The following is a 22228-nucleotide window of genomic DNA, read 5'->3' on the forward strand; positions in this document are numbered from 1 at the left end:
TGCTGCATGGTTTAACTGGGCAGCCTGAAATGGGGTTAAGGGGCTTTCAGGCTGCTTTTGGGATGGATGGGTAGTTAGTGGATGGCTTGCATTGGGCGATGAGCTGTTGCCGCTTTATTTTGTGCTTTCAGATTGCCTTTACTCTGCTTAAATCAACATATAGGCAGCCTGAAAATCATTCCGCAAGCAAAAAACCGTATCCATGCGATTGGGATACGGTTTTTGTTTAGGCGAATACGCGCTTGGCTAGGGGACTGTTGGGTTCTATGCCGACGCGGCGCATTTCGATTTGGCGTGCGCCGACATAGGCGCGGACTTCTCTGAGCCAGTCGGTGGAGAGTTGGCGGATTTGGTCGTCCACAAGGTCTAGACCGAGTTCGCTGGATAGTTTGACGGCGATGTTCATAAATTCGTTGAAGTCTTCTTCGGCATTGGGGACGCGGGTGATGTCAAACAGCATGCTGAACCCTTTGTAGGGTTGGTTGCTGAGCAGGGCTTCGGTGAACACGCTGCCGTCTAGGGCAGCGATGGTGTATTTGGGGTCGCCGTCGCTGCCAAGGTAGGCGAATGTGCCGTCGTGCATCAGCATGAAGCCTGCTTTTTCTACGGTGTGGCGCAGTTCGTTGCCTGATACGTTGGAGCGGGCAACAAGGTGGATGGCGATGGTTTGGTCCACGCGGGCACAGAGTTCGTCCAGCGGGCGCGCGGCTTCTAGGAAGTCGCCTGTGTGGGTGGTGCTGGCGATGCCGTTCATTTTTTCGGCGAATTGGCGGGATTGTTGGGCGAAGTGTTCTAGCTCTTCTTCGCTGGCTAGCCCGCTGCGGCTGATGGCTTGCAATCCAATCACAAAGGCTTGGTAGGCAACGCCGGGGATGGGCTCGGCGGCTTGGAAGCGTCCGTCTAGGGTGCAGCCGATGATTTGGAAGCGGTGGCTGCCTGATAGGCGGGGGATGACGTTGAGTTCTTTGGGTTCGTATAGGGCGATGTAGCTCATGTAGTCAAAGCGTTTGTCAAACCATTGCAAATCGCTGTTTTCTAGGCTGGCGAGCGAGACGAGTGGTTTGCGGGTTTCGTTGGCGGGGGCGGCGACGTTGGTTACGCTGTTGATGATTTGGGCAAAGGGGGTTTCGCGCTTGGTTTGTTGTTCGGCGCGGTCAAATTGGAGTTCGGATTGATTGGGGTTGGCTTTGGGGTTGGCAGCGGGTGGCGTGGGTTCTAAATTGATGGAGATTGCTGGTTCGGCAGCCTGAATTTCGGGTTGGGCGTTGATGGTTACGCTGATTTCGTTGCCAATGGGTTGTGGCGTGGGTTGTGCAGTTGGTCTGGCGGCGGGTTTTTCGGTGGGCTGGGTTTGGGGTTTGGCTTGGGGTTGGGTTTGCGGTAATTCGGTTTGGGCTTTTTCAGGCTGCTTGGGTTGTGGCGCGGGTGGGTTTGACTCGGCGGGGGCTGGGTTTTGCGCTTCGGGTTTAACGGGGCTGCGGCGCAGGCGTTTGCCTGTTTCGGCGAAAGTTTGCCCGTCGCGGGTGGATTGGTGGCTGGCGTTGAGCAGGGCATCGCTGTCGGCGTGTCCAAATTGGCTGCGGATTTTTTGGCGATATTGGTTTTCTTGGTGCATGTTGTAGGCGACAACGATGATAAGTACAACCAGCAATAGGATGATGAGTAGAAAAATATTCATTTTTATTGTTCCGTGCGAATAGAGTGATGCGCCTAATGCGCTAAATGTTGGGATTATAACGGATTTGCGGAAATGGGGCAGCCTGAAACGGGTTCGCTATGGTTGAATGATGGGAGATATTGATATAGCAAAGGCAGCCTGAAACGCGGTTTGCTGGTTTTCAGGCTGCCTTTGGGGTGGATTAGGCGGCTTTGGCTACGGTTACCATAGCGGGGCGCAAGACGCGCTCGTGCAGGGTGTAGCCTTTTTTGAGCGTGCCGACAATCGTGCCCGCTTCTTGCTCGGGGGCGGCGATTTCTTGCATGGCTTGGTGTTGGTGGGGGTCTAGCTTGCTGCCTTGCTCGGATGGGATTTCTTTGATTTGGGTGGCATCAAAGGCTTTGTTCAGCTCGTTCAACGTCATGCTTACGCCCATTTTCATGGCTTCAAAATTGCCGCTTTGGTCTTGCAACGCCATTTCCAGATAATCTTTGACGGTGAGCATTTCGGCGGCGAATTTTTGCGCGGCAAATTTGTGCGCGGCTTGGATTTCTTCTTGATGGCGGCGGCGGAGATTTTGCTCGTTTGCCAAGCTGCGCAGTTGTTCGTCTTTGAGCTGCCCTTCTAGTTCGGCGATGCGTTCTTGCAGGGATTCTAGGGTGGGCGGCTCGGTTTGGGCGGTGGTTTCGGTGGTTTCTAGGTTTGGGTTTTCTGCTTCGGGGGTTTGGGTGGTTTCGGTCATTTTTTTGCCTTTTTTGAATGGGTTGTATTTCATGGTGCGGTCTTAATTAGGGGCTGCGGTGTGGATTTTCAAGTTTTCAGGCTGCCTAATATATATATTAGAGCGATATAAGGCAGCCTGAAACGGATTGCGCCGTCCGATTGGGTTTAATCGGTGGGCAGGGTAAGCTGTTTGAGCTTGGTGATGACGTTGGTGGGCATGGTGCTGGTTTTGTCCACGGCAATGTAGATAAACATATGCGGGCGCATGGGGATGGGGTAGAAAATGTGGTGTTGGTTTTGCAGCGTTACCCAAAAATATTCCATCGGCTCTTTGGTTTGCAGGGCGCGGGAGATGCGGGCTTTGAAGTTGTAGATGGCGACGATGCCGTGGGTTAGGGTTTCAAAATCGGTGTGGTTGCCTTCGTGTTTCATCAGCTTGCCTGCCGCACCGTCCACCAGCGCGGAGTCGGTTACGCCTTCAATATCCATGAAAATGCGGTGCATCAGGGTGTTGAGATTTCGCATGAGTTTGTCCTCTTCTGATTCAAGATGGGTTGATTCAATGTAGGTAAAGACGATGGGTTTATGGGACTGCATGGTACGCCTTTTGATATTGTGTGGTTAAGGGGTTTATTGGTTTTTCAGGCTGCCTAATCATAGCAATTTGTTGATTTTCCGTCTACTTTGCCGATGTGGATTTCGCCATCCACGGGGTTATCGTTGAGCCGCTGATAACTTTTTGCTACATCTTCGGGCGATACGCCGTGCAGATTGGGGTAGAAGTGGTGCAGGCGGTAGATTTCGGTGGCAAAACCGTGGTGGCGGGCGGCGGTGAGCATGGTTTCGCAGGTTTTGCGTTTTTGGTTGGGATTGGCGTTGATGATGAGTACATCGGCTTGGGGATGGGCTTTGCCGTATGCCAGCGCGTCTTGCTGGCGGGCTTGGTTTTGGCGGTGGGCAGCGGCGAAGTGTTCAAAGTTGAAGTGGTAGTTGCCTTGGGGGTCGGTTAGGGCTTGGTCGTTGTCGATGTATACGATTTGGGCTTGCGGGTATTGGCGTTGGAATTGGGCGATGAGTTGGACGGCATAAGTGGTTTTGCCTGCGCCTTCGTGGCCGCGTAGTAGGATGAATTTTTGCATGGGGTGTGGTTTGGTTTTCAGACTGCCTTGGGGGTAAAAGGCAGCCTGAAAATGTGTAGTTGGGCTGTGTGAATGGTATCAAACTGCTTGCGTGGTAAAGCGGCTTACTCTGTGCGTTTTTGGTGGGCAACGAGTTGCCCACCCTACGATGGTGTTTCTTGGATTTGGATTTTTGATGTCGGGCATCAATGCCCGACCTCCGCGCTATGGGTTTTCAGGCTGCCTAAACGCGGGGCGGATGCCAAAACAGCCTGAAAGGGCGAACCGCGCTCCTACGGCTTGCTGGCAAGCCGTGCGCTGGCGGGGGATATTGTGGCAGCTTGCGGAGCGTAGCGGGGTTGCGAAGCTAAAACGGGTTTACAACTCAGGCTGTATTTCAGGCAACGCCGATTGAAACGCGCTCACTTGTTGCACGCCTGCGTCTGCCACGCCGTCTAGCCGCATTCTCATGTGTTCTACCACGTTGAAATCTTTGCGCAAAAAGGCGATGTATAACAAGCGGGCGGCAATGAGCTGGGCGGAGGCGTAGCGCGCGGCTTTGGGCACGGCAACGACGGCAAAGGCGCGGGTTTGGCGTTGCTCGGGCGGGGTGTCGGGCGGGTTTTGCGGCAGGGTGGCGAAGATGCCCACGGTGTGAAACGCGCCCACGGTGCTTTGCACCATCACGGCGGTGCCAATGCAAGTGTGGCGCAGTTGAAGCGTCCCGCCCGATAGTTTTTGGATGACTGCGCTTGACCAGCCGCCGTTTGCCAGCACGCGGCTTTGGTAGTCCATATAAAAGCCTTGCGGGATGCCGCCGCTATCGGGCAGCCTGAAAAACTGCGGCTCGCCGACAATTTGCCGCTGGTGCACGGTTTGCATATGGGAGATGTCAAAGCCGTTGCATATCATGGCGCGCCAATCGGCGTGAATCAGGCGGCTGGTGTGCGTCCATAGGTAGTCTTGCTCGCCAAGCATATTAAACGGTGGCACGGCGGGGGCTTGCGGCGTGGGCGGATGCAGCCACACCAGCCCAAAGCGTTCCATAACGTGCCATGCGCGGGTGGCAAGGCAGCAGCCTTGTTGCACGGCTTGGGTAACGGGGGCGGCGGCTTGCGCTTGGCTTTGCGGGATGATGTGGCAGCCGTGCAGTCCGCAGACGATGGCTTCTTGCACCACGCTGCCGCCTTTTAGGTGCGCGCCCATGTGCGGGCAGAAGGCATCGGCGGCTTTCAGGCTGCCTGATTCGCTGCGGTACACCACATAGTGCCAGCCGCCCAGTTGCCCCGATAGGATTTGCTTGGGTTGGAGCTGGCGGGCGATGGCGATGGCGTACCATGTTTGGGGGTAGTGTTTCCAGTTGTGGGTCATGGTTTGTTTGGGGGTGGGAGTGGTGGGTTAAGGCAGCCTGAAAAGGGGGATGGGGTTTTCAGGCTGCCTATTATGTTGATGGTTGTTCCACCGCTTGCCCTGCCAAAAACCCGCGCAGAGCAAAGGATTTGAGATTGTCGGCGGCAAGCAGGGTTAGGCAGACGAGTTCGTCGCCTTGTTGGTAGTGGGGATTTTTTTCAGCGAAAAATTTGGCTTCGGGGTTGCGGTTGCTCGCGCTGTTGTGCCATTGGGCTTTGAGATGCCCTTGCGATTGCGGGTAGTGCACGATGCCGCGCTCGGCTTGGTAATACGCGCCAAAGCGGTCGCGGGCAAGCTGGTTTATCAGGCTTTGGATTTCGGGCGGGGTGGGGATTTTGCGGTTGGGGTAGTAGTGTTTGCTGAACACGTTGAGATAGCGGTAGGTGCGGTCGCCTTTGACAATCAGCAGCCAATACAGCGGGATATGCGGCTGCTGGGCTTGGATTTTGCCGACAAGTTCGCACCATGCCAGCGGCAGGGTTTGGCTGCCCCAGTAGTCGTGCTGGATGATGGTGTCGCCTGAAAAGATGGCGCGGATGGGCTGGTTCTGATGCTGGGCGTGGATGATTTTGAGCGTGGTGAAGCCGATGATGTGCGCGTGGTCTTGCAAGATTAGAATGTGGTCTTTTTCTTGCAAATCGCGTTGGAATAGTGGGGCGGATGTGCCGCCATAGTAGGTTTGGTATAGGGTGTAGAGTTGGGCGATTTGTGCGGCGTTTAGGCTTTGCGGGGTTTGGGTGTGGGTGGTGAGCGGGTTAGTCATGTTGGTTGAGCCATGTGTCTATGCGATGCAGCCATTTTAGCAGGATGGCTTCGCTGATGAGCGTGAAAATCAGGTTGGGGATGTGTTCGTGTTGCCAGTTGATAAACCAAAGCTGGGCGTGGGTATGCTGGGCGTTGAAGTGGGAGATGTAGTAGGCAAACAGGGCTTCGCATAGAAACATGGCGGCGATGGTGTGCATATGGCGGATTTCGAACGGGGTGGGGTTGGGATGGTTGCGTTCGGTTTCAGGCTGCCTTTGGGGCTGATTTTGGGCGTAGTGTGCGCCGATAAGCAGCAGGGCGGCGGAGCATAGGTCGTGGGCGATGCCGTAGCTGTATTTCCATTGGTGCACGCCGTAGAGTAGCCAGAGTTCGGCGGCGGCACGGGCGAGCATCAATGCCCAAAATAGCCGCCATACGTTTTGAGCACGGGGAAGATGGCTGCGGCGGATGATGAGCGGGGGTTGCAAAATCCAGCAATAGAGCGTGAGCCCGAGCCATAGGCTTTTGGGCAGGGCGATGGCACCGCCGTGCGGGGCGTGGTGGTTTTGCCAGAAATGGAAGGCGCAGGCGGTGAGCAGGGTGATAAGGGCGAGCAGGCGGTTGGGGGTCATGGCGTGTATGGGGCGTTAAGGCAGCCTGAAAGTGGGGGGCAGGCTGCTTTTATTATTGTTTACAGGATTGGGGAGTTTGGAAAAAGGGTTGGTGCTTTGTAGTTGGCTTGCGGTGTAGCTTTAACCATGCGCTTCATGCCAGCGGGGCACTTACTTTTCTTTGCTTCGCCAAAGTGTGAACCTGCATTCATCATCCACACGACAGCTTTTGCGGCCTAAAAACATGGCTACGGCGTTGCAAATGCTCGCAAGGTGTCCAACCTTGCTGCGCTTTGCGCCTTGTATCCATGCTTTTATGACGCAAAATCTATTCGTGCGGACAATGAATACAGGTTCAAAGCAAAAGAAAGGCGACCCCGACGTGCAGGCTTGGCTACGCCAAACTTCCCTCACTGCGCATCCTTTTTTCGGCGCGTGCGAACTAGCCGCGCTTTGCGCGTCGTCGGACAAGCGCACGCTTTTTCCCGAAAAAAGGATGCTTTGTTCGGCTGGACGTAGGGGAGTGGGCAGCAGCATTAAACATTAGTGAAGCGTTAGGCAGCCTGAAAGGCAATCTATCCTGCAAGCCCGTAGGGTGGGCAACTGGTTTGCCCACCACAATTTGTTTGATGGGGTTGGTGGGCAGTTGCTGAGGGGATGATTTTCAGGCTGCCTGTTGGGGTGGCGCGAATGGTGGGGCTACGGTGGGGTGCAGGGGCTTGCCCCTGCTCGTGGTAGGCGGCGAAACGCCTGCTCTGGCGAAAAATAAAGAAGGCTAAAAGGCAGCCTGAAAGCTAAGGCAGCCTGAAACCGCCATCTACAAAAACAACTCGCGCATTTCGCTTTTGCCTGCTTCGGGCGGGGCGGTGTTTTCGTCTAGGGCTTTGCGCCATGCTTCTATGGCGGGCAGCAGCAGGTCGGCTTGGCTGCGGTAGAAGCGGGGTTTGCCGCCGAAGCGCTGGATGGTGTCGTGTTGGCGTTTGAGCATGCGGATGTCTTGCCCGATGATGATGTGCGATAGGGGCTGGAAAAACAGGCGAATCAGCGGGGCGAGTTTGCCGTATTTGTAGCTGATGACGGTGTGGACTTGGGTTTCGCGCTCGTTGATGGGGGTGCAGGATGATGTGATGATGTAGTGTTTGCTGTCGGAGAAGATGTAGTCCACGCGCGATGTGTTGGGGGCGATGAAGCGGTCGGTGTGGCGCATTTGGGTGTGGCGGTTTTGCAGGGTGTCCCACACCACGCTTTTTTGGCGTGGCTCGCCGTGGTATTCCACTTCTGCGCCGTCTGCCAGATAGCGCAATTCGGCTTGCATGGCTTGTCGGGTGGGGCTGCGGAACAGCCCGCGATGCACATACACGGCGTGCGGGCAGTCTAGGAAGTTTTCTAGGCATTGGGCAACGGGGGCGTGGAAGTGTTTGTTCATGCGGAATGTTGTCCAGCCTGCTTCGTTGTGGTGCGGGAAGGGCAGGGGTTTTTCGTTTACAGGCTCGCCGATGCACAGCCAAACGTAGCCGTCTTGGGCGATGGCGTGGGCGGTGGGGATGCGCACGTCGTGGCAGCAGCTTGGCGTGGCGGGGATGTGGGCGAGCTTGCCTGCGCCGTCAAATTGCCAGCCGTGGTAGGGGCATTGGATGTTGCCGTTGGCGGTTTTGCCGCCCGATAGGGGGACGTTGCGGTGCGGGCAGCAGTCTAGCAGTGCGGCGTATTGGTTGTTTTGCGTGTGAAAGACCACATAGTGCTGCCCGAATAGTTGCACGGCTTGGGGCTTTTTGCGGGCGGCGGCTTCGGTGGTGGCGATGTACCAATGGTTTTTGAGCGACATGGGGTGTTCCTTTTTTGGTGAATGGTTTGGTTTAACGGCTGTTTAGGCAGCCTGAAAATTCATCGTGTAATTGCGCTCCGTGCCATAGCTTTGCTGTAACACAAACCGATGCGCTTGCATCAGCGCGGTCAGTTGGGCGCGGGAGAGTTTGTCGGGGTCGCCTGCGGTTTCGGAAATGGACACGATGCCATTGGGGCGCATCAGACGATGGAACTCTTGCAAATAGGCAGCTTGGTCGGCAACTTCGCCCAGCACGGTAATCAACACGATGCGGTCAAAGCTGCGGCTGGGGAAGTCAAACCGCGTGCCGTGGCATAGATAATACTGCGCATTGCCGATGCCGCGTTTTGCCAGCCGCTTTTGCGCGTAGGCAAGCATTTCAGGCTGAATATCTGCCAACACCAGCTCCCCTTGCAGCACCGCTTGCGCCAGCGCAGGGCTGAAATAACCCGCACCGCAGCCCACTTCCAGCACGCGATGTTGTGGCGACAAATGCAGCCGTGCCACCACTTGACGCGGCGATAGGGCAAGATTGCGCAGCGGGATAAGCAGGGTAAACGCGAGCTGATGGGGGAAGACCGTGCCCTTTTGGGTTAAGCCTTGCCAAATGGATTTGAGCGTGGAAAACATGATAGGCAGCCTGAAAACGAGTTTGCGCGTACAATTATACCCATTTTGCACCCCCAACCGCCCCATCATGCCCCAAGTTGATTTTCAGGCTGCCACCGCCCTTGACGATGCCGATTTGCGCCAACTCTTGCGCGACAACCCCATGCAGCAAGGCGGGTTCACGCTGTCCTTTCGCCGCGAGCCATCCTATTTTGCCGCGTGCCGCGTGCTGGGGCAGAGCGCGGAAGTGTTTATCGGGCGCGACCGCCAAACAGGCGCGTTGGCAGGCGTGGGCGCGCGCTATCGTTTGCCCGCCTACATCAATGGGCAAGCGCAAAGCATTGTTTACCTTGCCGATTTGCGCGTGCAAACCGCCTACCGCAACAGCATCCACCTGCGCCGCGCCTATCAATTTCTGCGCCAACGCCACGCCGCCAACCCCGCGCCTGTGTACACCAGCATGATATTGCAAGACAACCGCGCCGCGCTTGCCACCATCGCCGCCCAACGCGCAGGCTTGCCGCCCTATCATCCGCAAGGCGCGATACACACCCCGCTCATCCTGCTGGGCTGGCAAAAGCCCGCCATCGCCGCGCCGCATCCCATCGCCATCCGCCGCGCCACCGCCGCCGATTGGGCAAATATTGTCACCTTTTTAAACCGCGAAAACGCCCGCTACCAATTCGCCCCCATTTCCCACGAAAGCGATTTAAACAACGGGCGGCTGCGCGGAATGCAGCCTGAAAACATCTTTATCGCCGAAGCCAGCGGCACCATCGTTGGCACGCTTGCCCTGTGGCAGCAAAGCGCGTTTCGCCAAATCCACGTTGATGCCTACCACGGCGCATGGCGATGGCTGCGCCCTGTTTACAACGCCCTATCCCGCATCACCCCGCTTGCGCCGCTGCCCGCCGCAGGCGATGCCCTAAAATACGCCTACCTGTCGCTAATCGCCGTGCAACACGACGATTTGGCTGTGTTCCGCGCCCTGCTGCGCCAAGCCTACCGCGCCAGCTACGGCACAGGGCTGCATTATCTTATCGGCGCATTCCACGAACGCCACCCGCTGCGCGCCGCCCTTGCCGATTACGCCAGCATCCCCAGCGGCGGGCAGCTTTTTAGCGTGCAATTTGACCCGCAGCCCTATACGCTGGATGAGCGCGTGCCGTATATTGATGCCGCAATGATATAGGCAGCCTGAAAACGCGGATGGTGGGGAGGTTGCGCCCTACCGCCCAAACACATTTTCAAGCTGCCTACTCCCACCCCCCACCCCTGTTCACAAGGAAACCCAACATGAAACCCACCCTTATCGCCCTAGCCCTACTCCCCAGCCTAGCCCTTGCCGCCCCCGCATGGAAAACCATCCAACAAGCCAGCGGCGACCTAAACGGCGATGGGCGCGCCGACAAAGTCGTCATTGAACAACAACAAAACCCGCGCAAAATCATCAAAAACGAAAATCTCGGCGCAAAACGGCTCAACCTTAACCCCCGCCGTCTCACCGTATTACTCGCCCGCGCAAACGGCTACCAACCCGCCGTCCGCGCCACATGGCTGCCCAGCGAACACAGCCGCGACACCCCCTGCCTAGAAGACCCGCTTGCAGACGACAGCCTAACCATCAAAAACCAAGTGCTCACCATCCGCCTAAACTACTGGCTCTCCTGCGGCTCATACAGCGTCAGCAGCCAAACCTACGCCTACCGACTGCAAGGCAGCGCATTCCAACTTATCGGCGCAGATTCCAGCAGCTATATGCGCAACGGCGGCTACGGCACCGCCATCAGCATCAACTTTCCCACCCGCAAAATCAAAGCCACAGGCTACATCCCCATCTTTGAAGAAGAAAACGGCGCAACGCCCAAACTACAGCAAGACCACTGGACCAGCCTAAAAAGCAGCCAACGCTACACCCTAGCCAAGCAACCACCCGAACCCGCCGACCTGCTAGAACAATCCGACCCACGTCTGCTGGATTGGCTCTCCCAAGCCGATGGGCGTTCAGAATAAGCCGCGTGATGCGTTTCAGGCTGCCTAATCAACGCAATCCCAAAAGGCAGCCTGAAACGCATCACTAACATTAAATCAAAGCGCAACCAACCCTTTTTTCAGACTGCCTTTGTCTCCCTAGAAAATGCAGTCTGCCCCCATCCACCCCCATCCCAAAAGGAAACCCATGCCCCCCACCCGCCTTAATCTCACCATCCTACTCGCCGCCAGCCTAACCAACCTATTCACACTCCACACCGCCGCCCACGCCGCATGGTATCTCGCCCTGCCCGCCGCCATCCTATTCTCGCTCAGCAACAACACCCTATTCTCCCTGCTCCACGAAAGCGTGCACGGCATCTTTTCCGCCAACCCAATGCTCAACCAATGGGCAGGACGCTACACCGCCCTTTGGTTTCCCACAGGCTACACCCTGCAAAAAACCTTCCATCTCGTGCACCACCAAAACAACCGCAGACCATCCGAACAATTTGACATACTCCACCCCCAAGACATCCGCTGGCTCAAATACGCCCAATGGTACGCCATCTACACAGGCATCTACTGGCTCACCGCCACCATCGGCGCCATCGCCTTTTCCCTTACCCCGCGTTTTATCCCCGACACCATCCGCCAACTATTTGGCAAACAAGGCGGCGAACAAACAGGTGCAGAAAACTACATCAGCGCACTCAACCGCCTGCCCCTTGCCGCCAAAGCCGAAGTGTGGAGCGCCATCGCCTTTCAGGCTGCCCTATTTGCGCTACTGGATTTAACATGGCAATCATGGCTACTGTGCTACGCCGCCTTCGGCTGGCAATGGAGCACCCTACAATACACCGACCACGCCTTCTCCCCGCTGGATACCAAAAACGGCGCATGGAATCTCATCGTCCCCAAGCCTATCCGCCTGTTTTTTCTCAACTATCACTACCACCTAGCCCACCACCAACACCCGCAAACCCCGTGGACACAACTCCCCCAACACGCCCACCACGGCGCACACTTCTGGACAATCTGGCGACACTGCATCACAGGTCCCAAGCCACAAGACAAACTACCCCATATCCCCACCTATCCTATCCTATCCCGCCAGATAAATAGGCAGCCTGAAAACAAACATTCGTAGTGTGTGCAGCTTGCCGCGCACACCGTCCCCAACACCCCGCCCCATTTCAGGCTGCCTTTTAGCTTCGCCCAGTTTTTGCCAGAGCAGGCGTTTCGCCGCCTACCACGAGCAGGGGCAAGTCCTTGCACCCCACCGTAGCTCAACCATTCGCGCCACCCCAACAGGCAGCCTGAAAATCATTCCCCCGGCAGCTGCCCACCAACCCCATCAAACAAATTGTGGTGGGCAAACCAGTTGCTACGGGCTTGCAGGATAGATTGCCTTTCAGGCTGCCTAACGCTTCACAACTGTTTAATGCTGCTGCCCATTCCCCTACGTCCAGCCGAACAATGCATCACAAACATCAAACGAAGCACAGCCAACGTTCTTTTAGCTTCGCTGAACTCCGTTTCAGCCTGCCACAATGCTAAAATCCCCCATCCCCAAAAAACACCCCCACTCCATGACCCCCGCCCAACAAATCCTACAAGACACCTTCGGCTACCCCAACTTCCGCGGCAACCAAGCCCAAATCATCGACACCATCGCCCAAGGCAACAGCGCATTCGTGCTGATGCCCACAGGTGGCGGCAAATCCCTGTGCTACCAAATCCCCGCCCTGATGCGACAAGGTGTCGCCATCATCATCTCCCCGCTCATCGCCCTGATGGACGACCAAGTCGCCAACGCCCGCACCGCAGGCATCCACGCCGCCGCCGTCCACAGCGGCACACCCGCCGACACCATCCGCCAAATCGCCCAAGACATCGACACAGGCAGCCTGAAACTGCTCTACGTCTCCCCCGAACGGCTCACCACCGAAAAATTCCTACGCTTTCTAGACCACACCGCCGTCAGCCTATTTGCCATCGACGAAGCCCATTGCGTCAGCCAATGGGGGCACGACTTTCGCCCCGAATACCAACAGCTCAGCATCCTAGCCACGCGCTATCCCCACATCCCCCGCATCGCGCTCACCGCCACCGCCGATGCCCAAACCCGCGCCGACATCAAACACCACTTGCAGCTGACCGATGCCGCCGAATTTATATCCAGCTTCGACCGCCCCAACATCCATTATCAAGTGATAGAACGGCAAAACGGCAAAAAACAACTGCTGGATTTCATCCAAAAACAAGCCGCAGGGCAAAGCGGCATCGTCTATTGCCTAAGCCGCAAAAGCGTAGAAGACATCGCCCAATACCTATGCGACAGCGGGCTCAACGCTTTGCCCTACCACGCAGGCTTGCCCATCCAAACCCGCAGCCAAAACCAACACCGCTTCACCCACGAAGAAAACATCATCATCGTCGCCACCGTTGCCTTTGGCATGGGCATAGACAAACCCGACGTGCGCTACGTTGCCCATCTGGATATGCCGCAAAGCATTGAACACTTTTACCAAGAAAGCGGACGAGCAGGGCGCGACGGCTTACCCGCAACCAGCTGGCTGTGCTACGGCATGAACAACCTAATGCTGCTGCGCGAGCGCATCCAAGAAAGCACCGTCAGCGAGCAGCAAAAACAAATAGAACTGCAAAAACTCAACGCCATGTTTGACATCTGCGAAACCGCCGAATGCCGCCGCGTGCTGCTGTTGCGCCACTTTGGCGAAGAAAGCCAACCCTGCGGCAACTGCGACAACTGCCAGCACCCGCCCATCCGCTTTGATGCCACCGAGCTGGTGCAAAAACTATTAAGCTGCATCTACCGCGTCGGGCAGCAATACGCCGCAGGCTATGTGATTAACGTATTGCGCGGCAAAGCAGACGACTGGATAACCCGCAACCAACACCACCAGCTCAGCACCTTCGGCATCGGCGCAGGGCTAACCGACAAAAACTGGCGCAACATCATCCGCCAATGCATCGGGCAAAACATCATCACCGCCGATGTAAACCACCACCAAGCCCTGATGCTCACCCCCGCCGCCCGCCCCATCCTAAAAGGCGAGCAAAGCGTGATGCTGCGCCCGCTCAAACGCGAAAAAGCCGCCACCCAATCAGGCAGCCTGAAAACGCAATGGCTGCGCACCGAACGCGAAGAGCGCATCTGGCAAGCCCTGCGCCAATGGCGGCTAGACCAAGCCCACAGCGAAAACATTCCCGCCTACATGATTTGCGGCGACAAAACCCTGCAAGAAATCATCCAACAACAACCGCAAACCCTTGCCGACCTGCCCCGCATCTACGGCTTGGGCGATGCCAAAATCGCCAAATACGGGCAAGCGATATTGGATGTGTATTTGCCGCTGCATGAGCAGGAGTGAGACAAAGGCAGCCTGAAAAAACCTATTTCTCCTTTTCAGGCTGCCTAACCCCACCCTTTCCCCAACCCCAAAAAAAGCGCAAAATCCAATCATCAAAACGCCAAACAAAGGAAACCCCATGACCCACACCGTCCATCTCAAATTTGACGACATCGACAACACCACCCTGCAACGCCTGTGCGGCGCGTTAGACGAAAACCTTGCCACGCTGGGCAAAGCCCTAGCCGTGCACACCAGCCGCCGCTTCGCCGATTTCACCTTTATCGGCGACAACGCCCACGCCGCCCGCCGCGCCCTGCTCGCCCTTGCCAACACCGCGCAAAGCCGCGATTTAACCGCCGAAGACATCCAACTCGCCGCTGTGGAAGCCAAAACCGCCGACGCGCAACACATCCCGCAATCGCAAGACAACCACGCCTACCACTTTCACACCAAGCGCGGCAACATCGGCGGGCGCACCCCGCGCCAAAACGGCTACATCCGCGCCCTACTCAACCACGATGTCGTATTCGGGCTAGGGCCTGCGGGCACAGGCAAAACCTATCTTGCCGTGGCCGCCGCCGTGGACGCGATGGAAAAACACCAAATTGAACGCATCGTGCTGGTGCGCCCCGCCGTGGAAGCGGGCGAAAAGCTGGGCTTTTTACCAGGAGATTTGGCGCAAAAAGTTGACCCCTACCTGCGCCCCTTGTATGACGCGCTGTATGACCTGATGGGCTTTGACCGCGTAACCAAGCTGATGGAAAAAGGCTTGATAGAAATCGCCCCGCTCGCCTATATGCGCGGGCGCACGCTCAACGGCGCGTATGTGATTTTGGACGAAGCACAAAACACCACGCCCGAGCAGATGAAAATGTTTCTAACCCGCATCGGCTTTGGCGCAAAAGCCGTGATTACGGGCGATTTAAGCCAAGTAGATTTGCCGCGCAACATCAAATCAGGTCTGCGCGATGCCAAAGAAAAACTGCGCGACGTGGACGGCTTGTATTTTCACACGTTTACCAGCGAAGACGTGGTGCGACACCCGCTGGTGCAAAAAATCGTGGAAGCGTATGACGCAGCGGAAACCGCGCACGTTGAATTGAGTTTGCAGGATTGATTAAGCCAAGGCTGCCTGAAACCTTTGCAAAACCCAAAACACAACAAGAAATAGTCAATTCTCCGTCATTCCCGCGTAGGCGGGAATCTTGGTTAAATTTACACAATGGTTTGTTTTTACACAGATTTTTGAATATCAAACAAGATTCCCGCCTACGCGGGAATGACGTCATTTCTTGTTTTTCAGTCTGCTGTTAGGGGTTTTGCAAAGATTTCAGGCAGCCTTACATCCTATTTCAACCACCACGCGCAAACCAACGTTTAACCGCCGCCACTTATTTTCAGGCTGCCACAACACAACAGGCAGCCTGAAACCTACCCATTCCTATCCACCACCAACCCCATCGCCAGCAGCGCATCCCAATCAAAAAAATGCCCTGGGTCGCTCTTACGGCTCGGCGCAATATCCTGATGCCCCGTAATCGCTTCAACCGGATAGCGCGCCCCAATCGCCCGCAGCAGCCGCGCCAAAGCCGCATATTGCGCCGCCGCAAACGGCTCAAAATCGCATCCTTCCAACTCAATGCCAATAGAAAACGCATTGCACTTCTCCCGCCCGTGAAACGCCGACACCCCTGCGTGATACGCAATCTCATCGCACGACACAAACTGCACCACCGCCCCCGTCCGCTCCACAAAAAAATGGCTGGACACGCGCAAATCCGTCAGCAGCGAAAAAAACGGATGCTCGGCAGCCTGAATCTGGTTGGTAAACAATTTTTGCACCGCCCCCGTGCCATATTCAAACGGCGGCAACGAAATATTGTGCAACACCACCAAGCTCACCCTTTCCCCAGCAGGGCGCGGGCAACAGTTGAGCGATGCCATCTGCACCGCGCCTTGCCAACGCCCATCCTGCCAACTATCTAGCCCTGCATTGTCCATCATCGTCCAATCCCATAAACAAAAGCAAAATTATAACAGCCCGCGCCCACCCCCAATCTTTACAAAAATATGCACGGATTTTGCTTGCATTATATTTGTCCAATTTAAAGCCTGAGATATTTCAACGGCTAACCATTGCCTAGCTTGTTTCCCGCAAGGTTTTTTGTAATAATTTGCAAACTTTTGATAAATCAAAATGGTAGCTTGTTTACGCTACGCTACTGCTAATATCCCGCCCATCCCCAAATTATCCCGCCTGCAATCGGCAGCCTGAAAACAGTTCTATTAAAGGAAAATCTATGAGCGACAACACCGCACCCCAAACCGATTACGCTGGTTTAAGTCGGTATCAAGGAATGATTATCTCCATTGGTATCTTCGTTGTATTACTAGCAGGGCTGTTGATTTATGCCAACAATATTTCCAGCGAAATTAAAGAAGACTCCGTTCAAAGTTACGTTATCGCCGAAATGTCCAATGCGTATGGCGAATTGCTGGAAAACGTTCAGCTTCTGAAACTCAACACCCACCAAGATCCGCAAAGCCCCTTGGTTCAAGGCGCATTAAAACACACAAAAGAATCGCAAGACATCTTCTCGCGTTCCCTAAGAGCCAATGCCGCAGGTGGCGATTATATTTCCATTGATGGCAAACAATATTTAGTGGATGCGTCCAATAAAGGCGTGAAAAAGAAATTGATGGCAGAGATGGTTAAAAAGTGGAAAGACACCAAACCCGCCTTAGATGCCTACATCAAAAGCGCCAACGACCCTGCCGCTGATGGTTCACTGCTCAGCACCGCACTATTGGGTCTGCAAAACAACAACGTCCGCTTCACCGAAATCTCCAATTTCTTGCTGGCAAATAAACGTGCCAGATTGGAAGAGCGTACCAACCAATTAAGAAACGTAGAGATTTTTGGTATCGTGGGTGCGGTGTTGTATCTTGCCCTGTTCTTGTTCTACTTCATCCGCAAATTGCTCACCGCCGATAAAATTGCCGACGATGCCCGCAAAGAAACCACCGAGATTATGGACACCGTAACCACAGGTTTGTTCCTGCTGGATAGAGACTTAACCATCGGTTCGCAATACTCCAAGCAGCTTGAAAGCCTGATTGGACAAAAAAACGTGGGCGGCAAAAACTTGCTGGATGTATTAAGCAGCCTGATTAACGTAACCGACTTGAACACCACCAACGACTTCGTGGGGCAGCTCTACAACCCGCGCACCAAAGAACGTTTGATTGCTTCTTTGAACCCCTTGGTGCGCCAAAAAGTGAAAATTGACGAGAAAGAACGCTATCTGGATTTCAATTTCCACCGCGTATATCAAGGCAAAGACATTACCCGCGTGTTGGTGAACGTATCCGATGTAACCAACGCCGTGCTGTTGGAACAAAAAATCGAGCAAGAACGCGAACAAAACGATGTTCAACTGGAAATGCTGAGCAATATTTTGCAAGCCGACCGCACCTTGTTAAACGACTTTATTGACAACACCAACCAGCACATTCAAAGCATCAACAGCATTTTGAAATCGCAAAGCGACAACAGCAGCTCGCTGCACGAAAAAGTAAACGCCATCTACCGCGAAGTGCACAGTATGAAAGGCGAATCTTCTGCCTTGAAACTAGGCAGCTTTACCACCATGGCGGAAAACCTTGAAGCCAGCCTGAACCGCTTGAAACAAATGCCCAAGCTATCGGGCGAAAACTTCCTAGGCTTGGCGGTGCAATTGGAAGAGTTGATTCGTTTGAACCACACCATTGAAGACTTGCTCACCAAAATTGGCGGCGGTGCGCCTGTGATTATCAGCGAAACAGGGCAAACCACCGCGTCGCAAAATCCGAATGCCCGCTATGCCAATTTTATTGCCGACATTGCCGCGCGCAACCATAAACAAGCGGCGTTTACATACAGCGGTGTGGAAAGCACGGGCAACAGCAAAGTAGATGGCATCGTAAACGAAGTGGCGATTCAACTTTTGCGCAACTCGGTGGTGCATGGCATTGAAACGCCAGAAGTGCGTAACCACCGCGGTAAATTGCCCATCGGACACGTGCACATGAGCCTGCAAGACCAAGGCGATAAATTCTTGCTAACCTTTGAAGACGATGGCAACGGCATTGATTACGCTGCCATTGCGCAAAAAGCGGTGGCATTGGGCAAATACACCGCCGAAGAAGCCACCAAGCTGGATAAACGCGCGCTGGTTTCCTTGTTGTTTAGCCCAGGGTTCTCTACCGCCAAAAATAGCACCGAAGACGCAGGGCGCGGCGTGGGCTTGGATATTATTAAAGACCGCATCGTATCGCTGGGCGGCACAGTAAACGTTGCCAGCCGCTTGCATGGCTACACTCGATTCAGCTTCACGCTGCCAAAGTTAAGATAAGGATTTGATTTTATGCCTAAACGCATCATGATTGTTGATGACTCCAACGTTATCCGCAACCGCATTTCGCGCGGCTCGGGCGCAATGGATTTTGAAGTGGTCGCTTCCGCTGCCAACGGCGAAGAAGCCATTGCGCTCTACCGCCAGTACCGCCCCGATGTGGTTACCATGGATTTAACCATGCCAAAAATGGACGGATTGGAGTGCATTTATCAACTGACCAGCCTAGATGAAAACGCCAATATTCTCGTGGTTTCCGCCCTTTCCGATAAAGCAACAGGCATCAAAGCCTTGCAACTGGGCGCGCGCGGCTTTCTTTATAAACCCTTTTCGGATGAAGAATTGTTCCAAGCATTAAACGAGATGTTGGAAGACTAACCCTTTTTCAGGCTGCCTTATCCGATAAGGCAAGGCAGCCTGAAACCCATTTTTTAAACCCAAGGAATTGATTATGAAAGAAGAAAAATTACAAGTCTTTTTGGACGGCGTGCAAAAATACTTTGCGCAAATGATTGCAGGCGAAGAATTGGTGGTGGGCACGCCCTATTTGATTGAAAACAAAATCCCATCTGCCAAAGATTTCACGGGCGTGATTGCCATTTCAGGCAAAAATCAAGGCGTGGTGTATTTCACCGCCCCCAAAGAATTGCTGGAACGCCTGCTGGTGCTCATCGGCGAAAAAGACACCAGCGAAGCCTTAATGGTGGATTTGGTGGGCGAAGTGGCGAACACCATTGCAGGCAATGCCCGCAGCGAATTTGGCGAAGAATTTGAAATCTCCGTGCCCATCGTGTTGCGCGGTGCGCCCGATGAAATCTTGTTGCCACGCAAAGACCGTTCGTTTGTGATTCCGATTACTTGGCGCAACCGCAGCGCAGCGATTGTGATTAGCCTGCGCAAATAATCTGATGCAGCCTGAAAACGCGAAAGACAAATTATGAAAATGACACGTTTAATTCCCTTGGTTGCCACATTAGCATTGTTTGGCTGCGGGCAATCCGAAGTGAAAAAAGTTGCTGAGCCCAAAGTGGCATCTGATGTCGCCATCACCGATAACCGCCCTGTGTATAACGTTTACTTTGACATCAACGGCATCGCCCCGTTTGTGATGGCGGATGCGGATAACCGCCCTTCTGGCTTTGGTATTGATATTGTTACCGCCATTGGCGACAAACAAGGCTTCCGTCCCAATTTTATTCCGCATGAGTTCACAGGTATGCTGGAAGACTTGGGCAAAGGGGCGGATATGGCGGTATCGGCGATTTCTATTACGGATGAGCGTAGAGCCTTGGTGGATTTTACCAATTCGCACTTTGAAAGCTCACAGGCATTATTGGTACCCGAAGGCAGCACCATCACAACAGTCAACGATTTAAAAGGCAAAAAAATTGCCATCGTAGAAGACTCCGTGGGCGAAGATATGGTATCGCAGATACAAGCAGGCAACGGCTCTATTGTACACAATACCAGCGTATGGGCTGCGGTGCAGCAGGTAATGCGTAAAGAAGTGGATGCTGCATTTTCTGATGCCGCGCCGCTCACTTATTACGCCAATAACTACAAAAACCAAAAATTGCGCGTGATTATTGACCCATCATGGCCCAAAGATTATTACGCGCTGGCGGTTGCCAAAGGCAAGCCTGAATTGCTCAAAAAACTCAATGCAGGCATAGCGCAAGTGAAAGCAGATGGCACGTTTGATAAGATTTACCAAAAATGGTTCAAATCTTCTATGCCTGAGCAAGCGGCGGAAGCATCGGCTGCGGCTACGGCGGCGAAATAATCAAGCATTCACGTTTTACCCGCAATAAGACATTTCAGGCTGCCTTGGATTGTTCAGGCAGCCTGAAACCTTTGCAAAACCCTAACAGCAGCCTTATCCATTTATCCAAATCTTTGATTTGGGTATAAGTAAGCATCTAAATCTTTGATTTGGGTATAAGTAAGCATCTAAATCTTTGATTTAGCTATGCGAACTTATGCAGAGCTAAATGGTTATACCGAAGCGCAACACGCAAGGTTGAAAATCTAAAATGGAGCGGCGACGGCTCGTCGCCAACACTTCAAACATTGCGCTACTAATTTACCAAGATGTCGGCGAACCGCCGACGCTCCATCGGTTACAGGTTTTGCAAAGGTTTTAGCCTGAAATATCTTATACCAACCATCTGGTAACAAGCCATCGCCACGCCACAGCATAAGCTGAAATTCTCCCACCGCTTTGCCACCCACAACACCAAAGGCAGCCTGAAACCGCATCATCCGTTTCAGGCTGCCTTTATGGCGTATTGCGTGTGATGGGTAATGGCACAAAAGCGGTTCGGTTCACGCCATTGCCACCCTACCCTATTCGCGCGTCCAAGTGGTTTCGCCGCCTGCATCGCGCAAGATGATGCCTTGCGCGGCGAGTTCATCGCGGATGCGGTCGGATTCTGCCCAGTTTTTGTTGGCGCGGGCTAGGTTGCGTTGGGCAATCAGGGCTTCAATCGCGTCTGCTGATAAGCCGTTGTCTGCTGCGCTGCTTTGCAAAAATTCGTTGGGCGCGCGTTGCAGCAAGCCGAGTACGCCTGCCAAGGCTTTTAGGCAGCCTGAAAGCTCGGCGGATTGGGTTTTGTTGATTTCTTTTGCCAGCTCAAACAACACGGCAACGGCTTTTACGGTGTCAAAATCGTCGTCCATCGCGGCGTAGAAGCGGCGGGTGTAGTCGTTGGCGTGTTCGCTTAATGCGAATGGCGCGGGGGCGACGTTGCCCAAGGCGTTATACAAGCTGGTGAGCGAGTGTTTGGCATCGTCTAAATGGGCATCGGAGTAGTTGAGCGGGCTGCGGTAGTGGGCGCGGAGAATGAAAAAGCGCACCACTTCGGCATCGTATTTTTTCAGCACGTCGCGGATGGTGAAAAAATTGCCCAGCGATTTGGACATTTTTTCGTTGTCCACGCGGATAAAGCCGTTGTGCAACCAGTATTTCACATGGCTATCAATCATTTTGTGCGCGGCGTGGGGCGCGTGTTCGCCGCTGATGCCGTGGTGTGCGCCGCAGCTTTGGGCGATTTCGTTTTCGTGGTGGGGAAATTGCAAGTCTGCGCCGCCGCCGTGGATGTCAAATGTGTCGCCAAACAGTTCGCCGCCCATCGCGGAGCATTCAATGTGCCAGCCGGGTCGTCCGTTGCCCCAAGGGCTTTGCCAATGCGGCTCTTCGGGCTTGGCGGCTTTCCACAACACAAAATCCAAGGGGTCGCGCTTGAAGCCATCCACTTCCACGCGCTCGCCTGCGCGTAGGTCGTCCAGCGATTTGCCCGATAGCTGCCCATAGGCGGGGAACTCGCGCACGGCGTAGTACACATCGCCGTTGGCGGCGGCGTAGGCTTTGCCGTTGGCAATCAGTTGCTCAATCATGGCTATCATTTGGGCGATATGTTCGGTGGCTTTGGGTTCTACATCGGGGCGTTGCACGCCGAGCGCCTCGGAATCTTCGTTCATGGCGGCGATAAATTCTTGCGTGAGCGCGTGGATGCTGATGCCGCGTTCGTTGGCGCGGGCGATGATTTTGTCGTCGATGTCGGTGATGTTGCGCACGTAAGTCAGCGGGTAGCCATGTTGGCGCAGCCAGCGGGCAATCATGTCAAACACCACCAGCACGCGGGCGTGCCCCAAGTGGCAGTAGTCATACACGGTCATGCCGCACACATACATCCGCACGTTTTGCGGGTTGAGCGGGGCGAAAGGTTCTTTTTGGCGGGTTAGGGTGTTGTAAACGATTAGGTCGGGCATGGTGGTTCTCATGTG

At 54.5% G+C, this 22228-nt stretch carries 22 protein-coding genes; 10 read left to right on the plus strand and 12 right to left on the minus strand.

The genetic code is table 11. The features are described 5' to 3' along the window. Positions 1 to 226: 226 nt before the first annotated feature. The 4 genes from Q4A85_RS04535 to Q4A85_RS04550 form a co-directional block, all read right to left on the minus strand. Positions 227 to 1678, minus strand: a complete 1452-nt coding sequence (locus Q4A85_RS04535; protein WP_303108011.1) for a cell division protein ZipA C-terminal FtsZ-binding domain-containing protein — start codon at positions 1676 to 1678, stop codon at positions 227 to 229. A 181-nt stretch (positions 1679 to 1859) separates the two neighbouring features. After that, on the minus strand, positions 1860 to 2399 hold the full coding sequence (gene grpE, locus Q4A85_RS04540) for a nucleotide exchange factor GrpE (RefSeq protein WP_303108013.1): 540 nt from the start codon (positions 2397 to 2399) through the stop codon (positions 1860 to 1862). A gap of 146 nt (positions 2400 to 2545) precedes the next feature. Next, positions 2546 to 2905 (minus strand): hypothetical protein, encoded by a 360-nt coding sequence (locus tag Q4A85_RS04545; protein ID WP_303108014.1) that lies wholly within the window; start codon positions 2903 to 2905, stop codon positions 2546 to 2548. Positions 2906 to 3030: 125 nt separating this feature from the next. Continuing rightward, entirely contained in the window at positions 3031 to 3519 is a 489-nt protein-coding gene (locus tag Q4A85_RS04550) for a hypothetical protein (protein WP_303108016.1), read from the minus strand. Positions 3520 to 3694: 175 nt separating this feature from the next. Here Q4A85_RS04550 and Q4A85_RS04555 point away from each other — a divergent pair, with 175 nt between their 5' ends. Next, complete coding sequence (locus Q4A85_RS04555) at positions 3695 to 3913, plus strand: hypothetical protein (protein ID WP_303108018.1); 219 nt, start codon at positions 3695 to 3697, stop codon at positions 3911 to 3913. Here the strand turns inward: Q4A85_RS04555 and Q4A85_RS04560 are convergent. The 5 genes from Q4A85_RS04560 to Q4A85_RS04580 all read right to left on the minus strand — a co-directional run bounded on the left by Q4A85_RS04560 (position 3877) and on the right by Q4A85_RS04580 (position 8718). Further along, positions 3877 to 4869: a Rieske 2Fe-2S domain-containing protein gene (locus tag Q4A85_RS04560; protein WP_303108020.1), complete on the minus strand. Its 993-nt coding sequence runs from the start codon at positions 4867 to 4869 to the stop codon at positions 3877 to 3879. The genes Q4A85_RS04555 and Q4A85_RS04560 overlap by 37 nt on opposite strands. Positions 4870 to 4939: 70 nt before the next feature. After that, positions 4940 to 5671, minus strand: coding sequence for a hypothetical protein (locus Q4A85_RS04565; protein WP_303108022.1), 732 nt, complete (start codon positions 5669 to 5671; stop codon positions 4940 to 4942). Continuing rightward, positions 5664 to 6284 carry a hypothetical protein gene (locus Q4A85_RS04570; protein WP_303108024.1) on the minus strand — a complete coding sequence of 207 codons (621 nt, stop codon included), beginning with the start codon at positions 6282 to 6284 and terminating at the stop codon, positions 5664 to 5666. The genes Q4A85_RS04565 and Q4A85_RS04570 overlap by 8 nt, the downstream gene beginning before the upstream one ends. A gap of 796 nt (positions 6285 to 7080) precedes the next feature. After that, on the minus strand, positions 7081 to 8088 hold the full coding sequence (locus Q4A85_RS04575; RefSeq protein WP_303108026.1) for a Rieske 2Fe-2S domain-containing protein: 1008 nt from the start codon (positions 8086 to 8088) through the stop codon (positions 7081 to 7083). A 42-nt stretch (positions 8089 to 8130) separates the two neighbouring features. Beyond that, positions 8131 to 8718, minus strand: coding sequence for a class I SAM-dependent methyltransferase (locus tag Q4A85_RS04580; RefSeq protein ID WP_303108028.1), 588 nt, complete (start codon positions 8716 to 8718; stop codon positions 8131 to 8133). Here Q4A85_RS04580 and Q4A85_RS04585 point away from each other — a divergent pair. From Q4A85_RS04585 to Q4A85_RS04605, 5 genes are all read left to right on the plus strand, one after another. Continuing rightward, positions 8696 to 9889 carry a hypothetical protein gene (locus tag Q4A85_RS04585; RefSeq protein ID WP_303108030.1) on the plus strand — a complete coding sequence of 398 codons (1194 nt, stop codon included), beginning with the start codon at positions 8696 to 8698 and terminating at the stop codon, positions 9887 to 9889. The two genes, Q4A85_RS04580 and Q4A85_RS04585, sit on opposite strands and share 23 nt — an antisense overlap. A gap of 104 nt (positions 9890 to 9993) precedes the next feature. Beyond that, positions 9994 to 10710 (plus strand): hypothetical protein, encoded by a 717-nt coding sequence (locus Q4A85_RS04590; RefSeq protein WP_303108032.1) that lies wholly within the window; start codon positions 9994 to 9996, stop codon positions 10708 to 10710. A gap of 166 nt (positions 10711 to 10876) precedes the next feature. Beyond that, positions 10877 to 11818, plus strand: coding sequence for a fatty acid desaturase (locus Q4A85_RS04595; RefSeq protein ID WP_303108034.1), 942 nt, complete (start codon positions 10877 to 10879; stop codon positions 11816 to 11818). A gap of 403 nt (positions 11819 to 12221) precedes the next feature. Beyond that, on the plus strand, positions 12222 to 14066 hold the full coding sequence (gene recQ, locus Q4A85_RS04600; protein WP_303108036.1) for a DNA helicase RecQ: 1845 nt from the start codon (positions 12222 to 12224) through the stop codon (positions 14064 to 14066). A gap of 118 nt (positions 14067 to 14184) precedes the next feature. Next, positions 14185 to 15165: a PhoH family protein gene (locus Q4A85_RS04605; protein WP_303108038.1), complete on the plus strand. Its 981-nt coding sequence runs from the start codon at positions 14185 to 14187 to the stop codon at positions 15163 to 15165. A 314-nt stretch (positions 15166 to 15479) separates the two neighbouring features. Here the strand turns inward: Q4A85_RS04605 and ampD are convergent, their stop codons facing one another. Beyond that, the gene (gene ampD / locus Q4A85_RS04610; protein WP_303108040.1) at positions 15480 to 16052 is read right to left on the minus strand and encodes a 1,6-anhydro-N-acetylmuramyl-L-alanine amidase AmpD; all 573 of its coding nucleotides are present in this window, start codon (positions 16050 to 16052) and stop codon (positions 15480 to 15482) included. Positions 16053 to 16348: 296 nt separating this feature from the next. On the opposite strand from ampD, the gene Q4A85_RS04615 reads away from it, so the two are divergent. The 4 genes from Q4A85_RS04615 to Q4A85_RS04630 all read left to right on the plus strand — a co-directional run bounded on the left by Q4A85_RS04615 (position 16349) and on the right by Q4A85_RS04630 (position 20225). Next, positions 16349 to 18442, plus strand: a complete 2094-nt coding sequence (locus Q4A85_RS04615; protein WP_303108042.1) for an ATP-binding protein — start codon at positions 16349 to 16351, stop codon at positions 18440 to 18442. Between the two features lie 12 nt (positions 18443 to 18454). Continuing rightward, positions 18455 to 18820, plus strand: coding sequence for a response regulator (locus Q4A85_RS04620; RefSeq protein WP_303108044.1), 366 nt, complete (start codon positions 18455 to 18457; stop codon positions 18818 to 18820). Positions 18821 to 18893: 73 nt separating this feature from the next. Continuing rightward, positions 18894 to 19346 carry a chemotaxis protein CheX gene (locus Q4A85_RS04625; RefSeq protein ID WP_303108046.1) on the plus strand — a complete coding sequence of 151 codons (453 nt, stop codon included), beginning with the start codon at positions 18894 to 18896 and terminating at the stop codon, positions 19344 to 19346. A 39-nt stretch (positions 19347 to 19385) separates the two neighbouring features. Next, positions 19386 to 20225 (plus strand): ABC transporter substrate-binding protein, encoded by an 840-nt coding sequence (locus Q4A85_RS04630; RefSeq protein WP_303108048.1) that lies wholly within the window; start codon positions 19386 to 19388, stop codon positions 20223 to 20225. 245 nt (positions 20226 to 20470) lie between these two features. Here Q4A85_RS04630 and Q4A85_RS04635 read toward each other — a convergent pair whose 3' ends face one another. After that, on the minus strand, positions 20471 to 20755 hold the full coding sequence (locus Q4A85_RS04635) for a hypothetical protein (RefSeq protein ID WP_303108050.1): 285 nt from the start codon (positions 20753 to 20755) through the stop codon (positions 20471 to 20473). Positions 20756 to 20788: 33 nt separating this feature from the next. Next, complete coding sequence (gene cysS / locus Q4A85_RS04640) at positions 20789 to 22213, minus strand: cysteine--tRNA ligase (protein ID WP_303108124.1); 1425 nt, start codon at positions 22211 to 22213, stop codon at positions 20789 to 20791. Between the last annotated feature and the right edge of the window lie 15 nt (positions 22214 to 22228).

The sequence above is a fragment of the Kingella sp. (in: b-proteobacteria) genome (assembly GCF_030527935.1).
Classification (GTDB): Bacteria; Pseudomonadota; Gammaproteobacteria; order Burkholderiales; family Neisseriaceae; genus Kingella_B.

Coding starts and splice junctions, on each gene's coding strand:
- Q4A85_RS04585 (WP_303108030.1), top strand. CDS start 8,696: ATGGATTTGAGCGTGGAAAACATGATAGGCAGCCTGAAAACGAGTTTG.
- Q4A85_RS04570 (WP_303108024.1), bottom strand. CDS start 6,284: ATGACCCCCAACCGCCTGCTCGCCCTTATCACCCTGCTCACCGCCTGC.
- Q4A85_RS04590 (WP_303108032.1), top strand. CDS start 9,994: ATGAAACCCACCCTTATCGCCCTAGCCCTACTCCCCAGCCTAGCCCTT.
- Q4A85_RS04535 (WP_303108011.1), bottom strand. CDS start 1,678: ATGAATATTTTTCTACTCATCATCCTATTGCTGGTTGTACTTATCATC.
- Q4A85_RS04560 (WP_303108020.1), bottom strand. CDS start 4,869: ATGACCCACAACTGGAAACACTACCCCCAAACATGGTACGCCATCGCC.
- Q4A85_RS04625 (WP_303108046.1), top strand. CDS start 18,894: ATGAAAGAAGAAAAATTACAAGTCTTTTTGGACGGCGTGCAAAAATAC.
- Q4A85_RS04565 (WP_303108022.1), bottom strand. CDS start 5,671: ATGACTAACCCGCTCACCACCCACACCCAAACCCCGCAAAGCCTAAAC.
- Q4A85_RS04555 (WP_303108018.1), top strand. CDS start 3,695: ATGTCGGGCATCAATGCCCGACCTCCGCGCTATGGGTTTTCAGGCTGC.
- Q4A85_RS04550 (WP_303108016.1), bottom strand. CDS start 3,519: ATGCAAAAATTCATCCTACTACGCGGCCACGAAGGCGCAGGCAAAACC.
- Q4A85_RS04620 (WP_303108044.1), top strand. CDS start 18,455: ATGCCTAAACGCATCATGATTGTTGATGACTCCAACGTTATCCGCAAC.
- recQ (WP_303108036.1), top strand. CDS start 12,222: ATGCTAAAATCCCCCATCCCCAAAAAACACCCCCACTCCATGACCCCC.
- Q4A85_RS04605 (WP_303108038.1), top strand. CDS start 14,185: ATGACCCACACCGTCCATCTCAAATTTGACGACATCGACAACACCACC.
- ampD (WP_303108040.1), bottom strand. CDS start 16,052: ATGATGGACAATGCAGGGCTAGATAGTTGGCAGGATGGGCGTTGGCAA.
- Q4A85_RS04545 (WP_303108014.1), bottom strand. CDS start 2,905: ATGCGAAATCTCAACACCCTGATGCACCGCATTTTCATGGATATTGAA.
- Q4A85_RS04630 (WP_303108048.1), top strand. CDS start 19,386: ATGACACGTTTAATTCCCTTGGTTGCCACATTAGCATTGTTTGGCTGC.
- grpE (WP_303108013.1), bottom strand. CDS start 2,399: ATGACCGAAACCACCCAAACCCCCGAAGCAGAAAACCCAAACCTAGAA.
- cysS (WP_303108124.1), bottom strand. CDS start 22,213: ATGCCCGACCTAATCGTTTACAACACCCTAACCCGCCAAAAAGAACCT.
- Q4A85_RS04580 (WP_303108028.1), bottom strand. CDS start 8,718: ATGTTTTCCACGCTCAAATCCATTTGGCAAGGCTTAACCCAAAAGGGC.
- Q4A85_RS04575 (WP_303108026.1), bottom strand. CDS start 8,088: ATGTCGCTCAAAAACCATTGGTACATCGCCACCACCGAAGCCGCCGCC.
- Q4A85_RS04595 (WP_303108034.1), top strand. CDS start 10,877: ATGCCCCCCACCCGCCTTAATCTCACCATCCTACTCGCCGCCAGCCTA.
- Q4A85_RS04615 (WP_303108042.1), top strand. CDS start 16,349: ATGAGCGACAACACCGCACCCCAAACCGATTACGCTGGTTTAAGTCGG.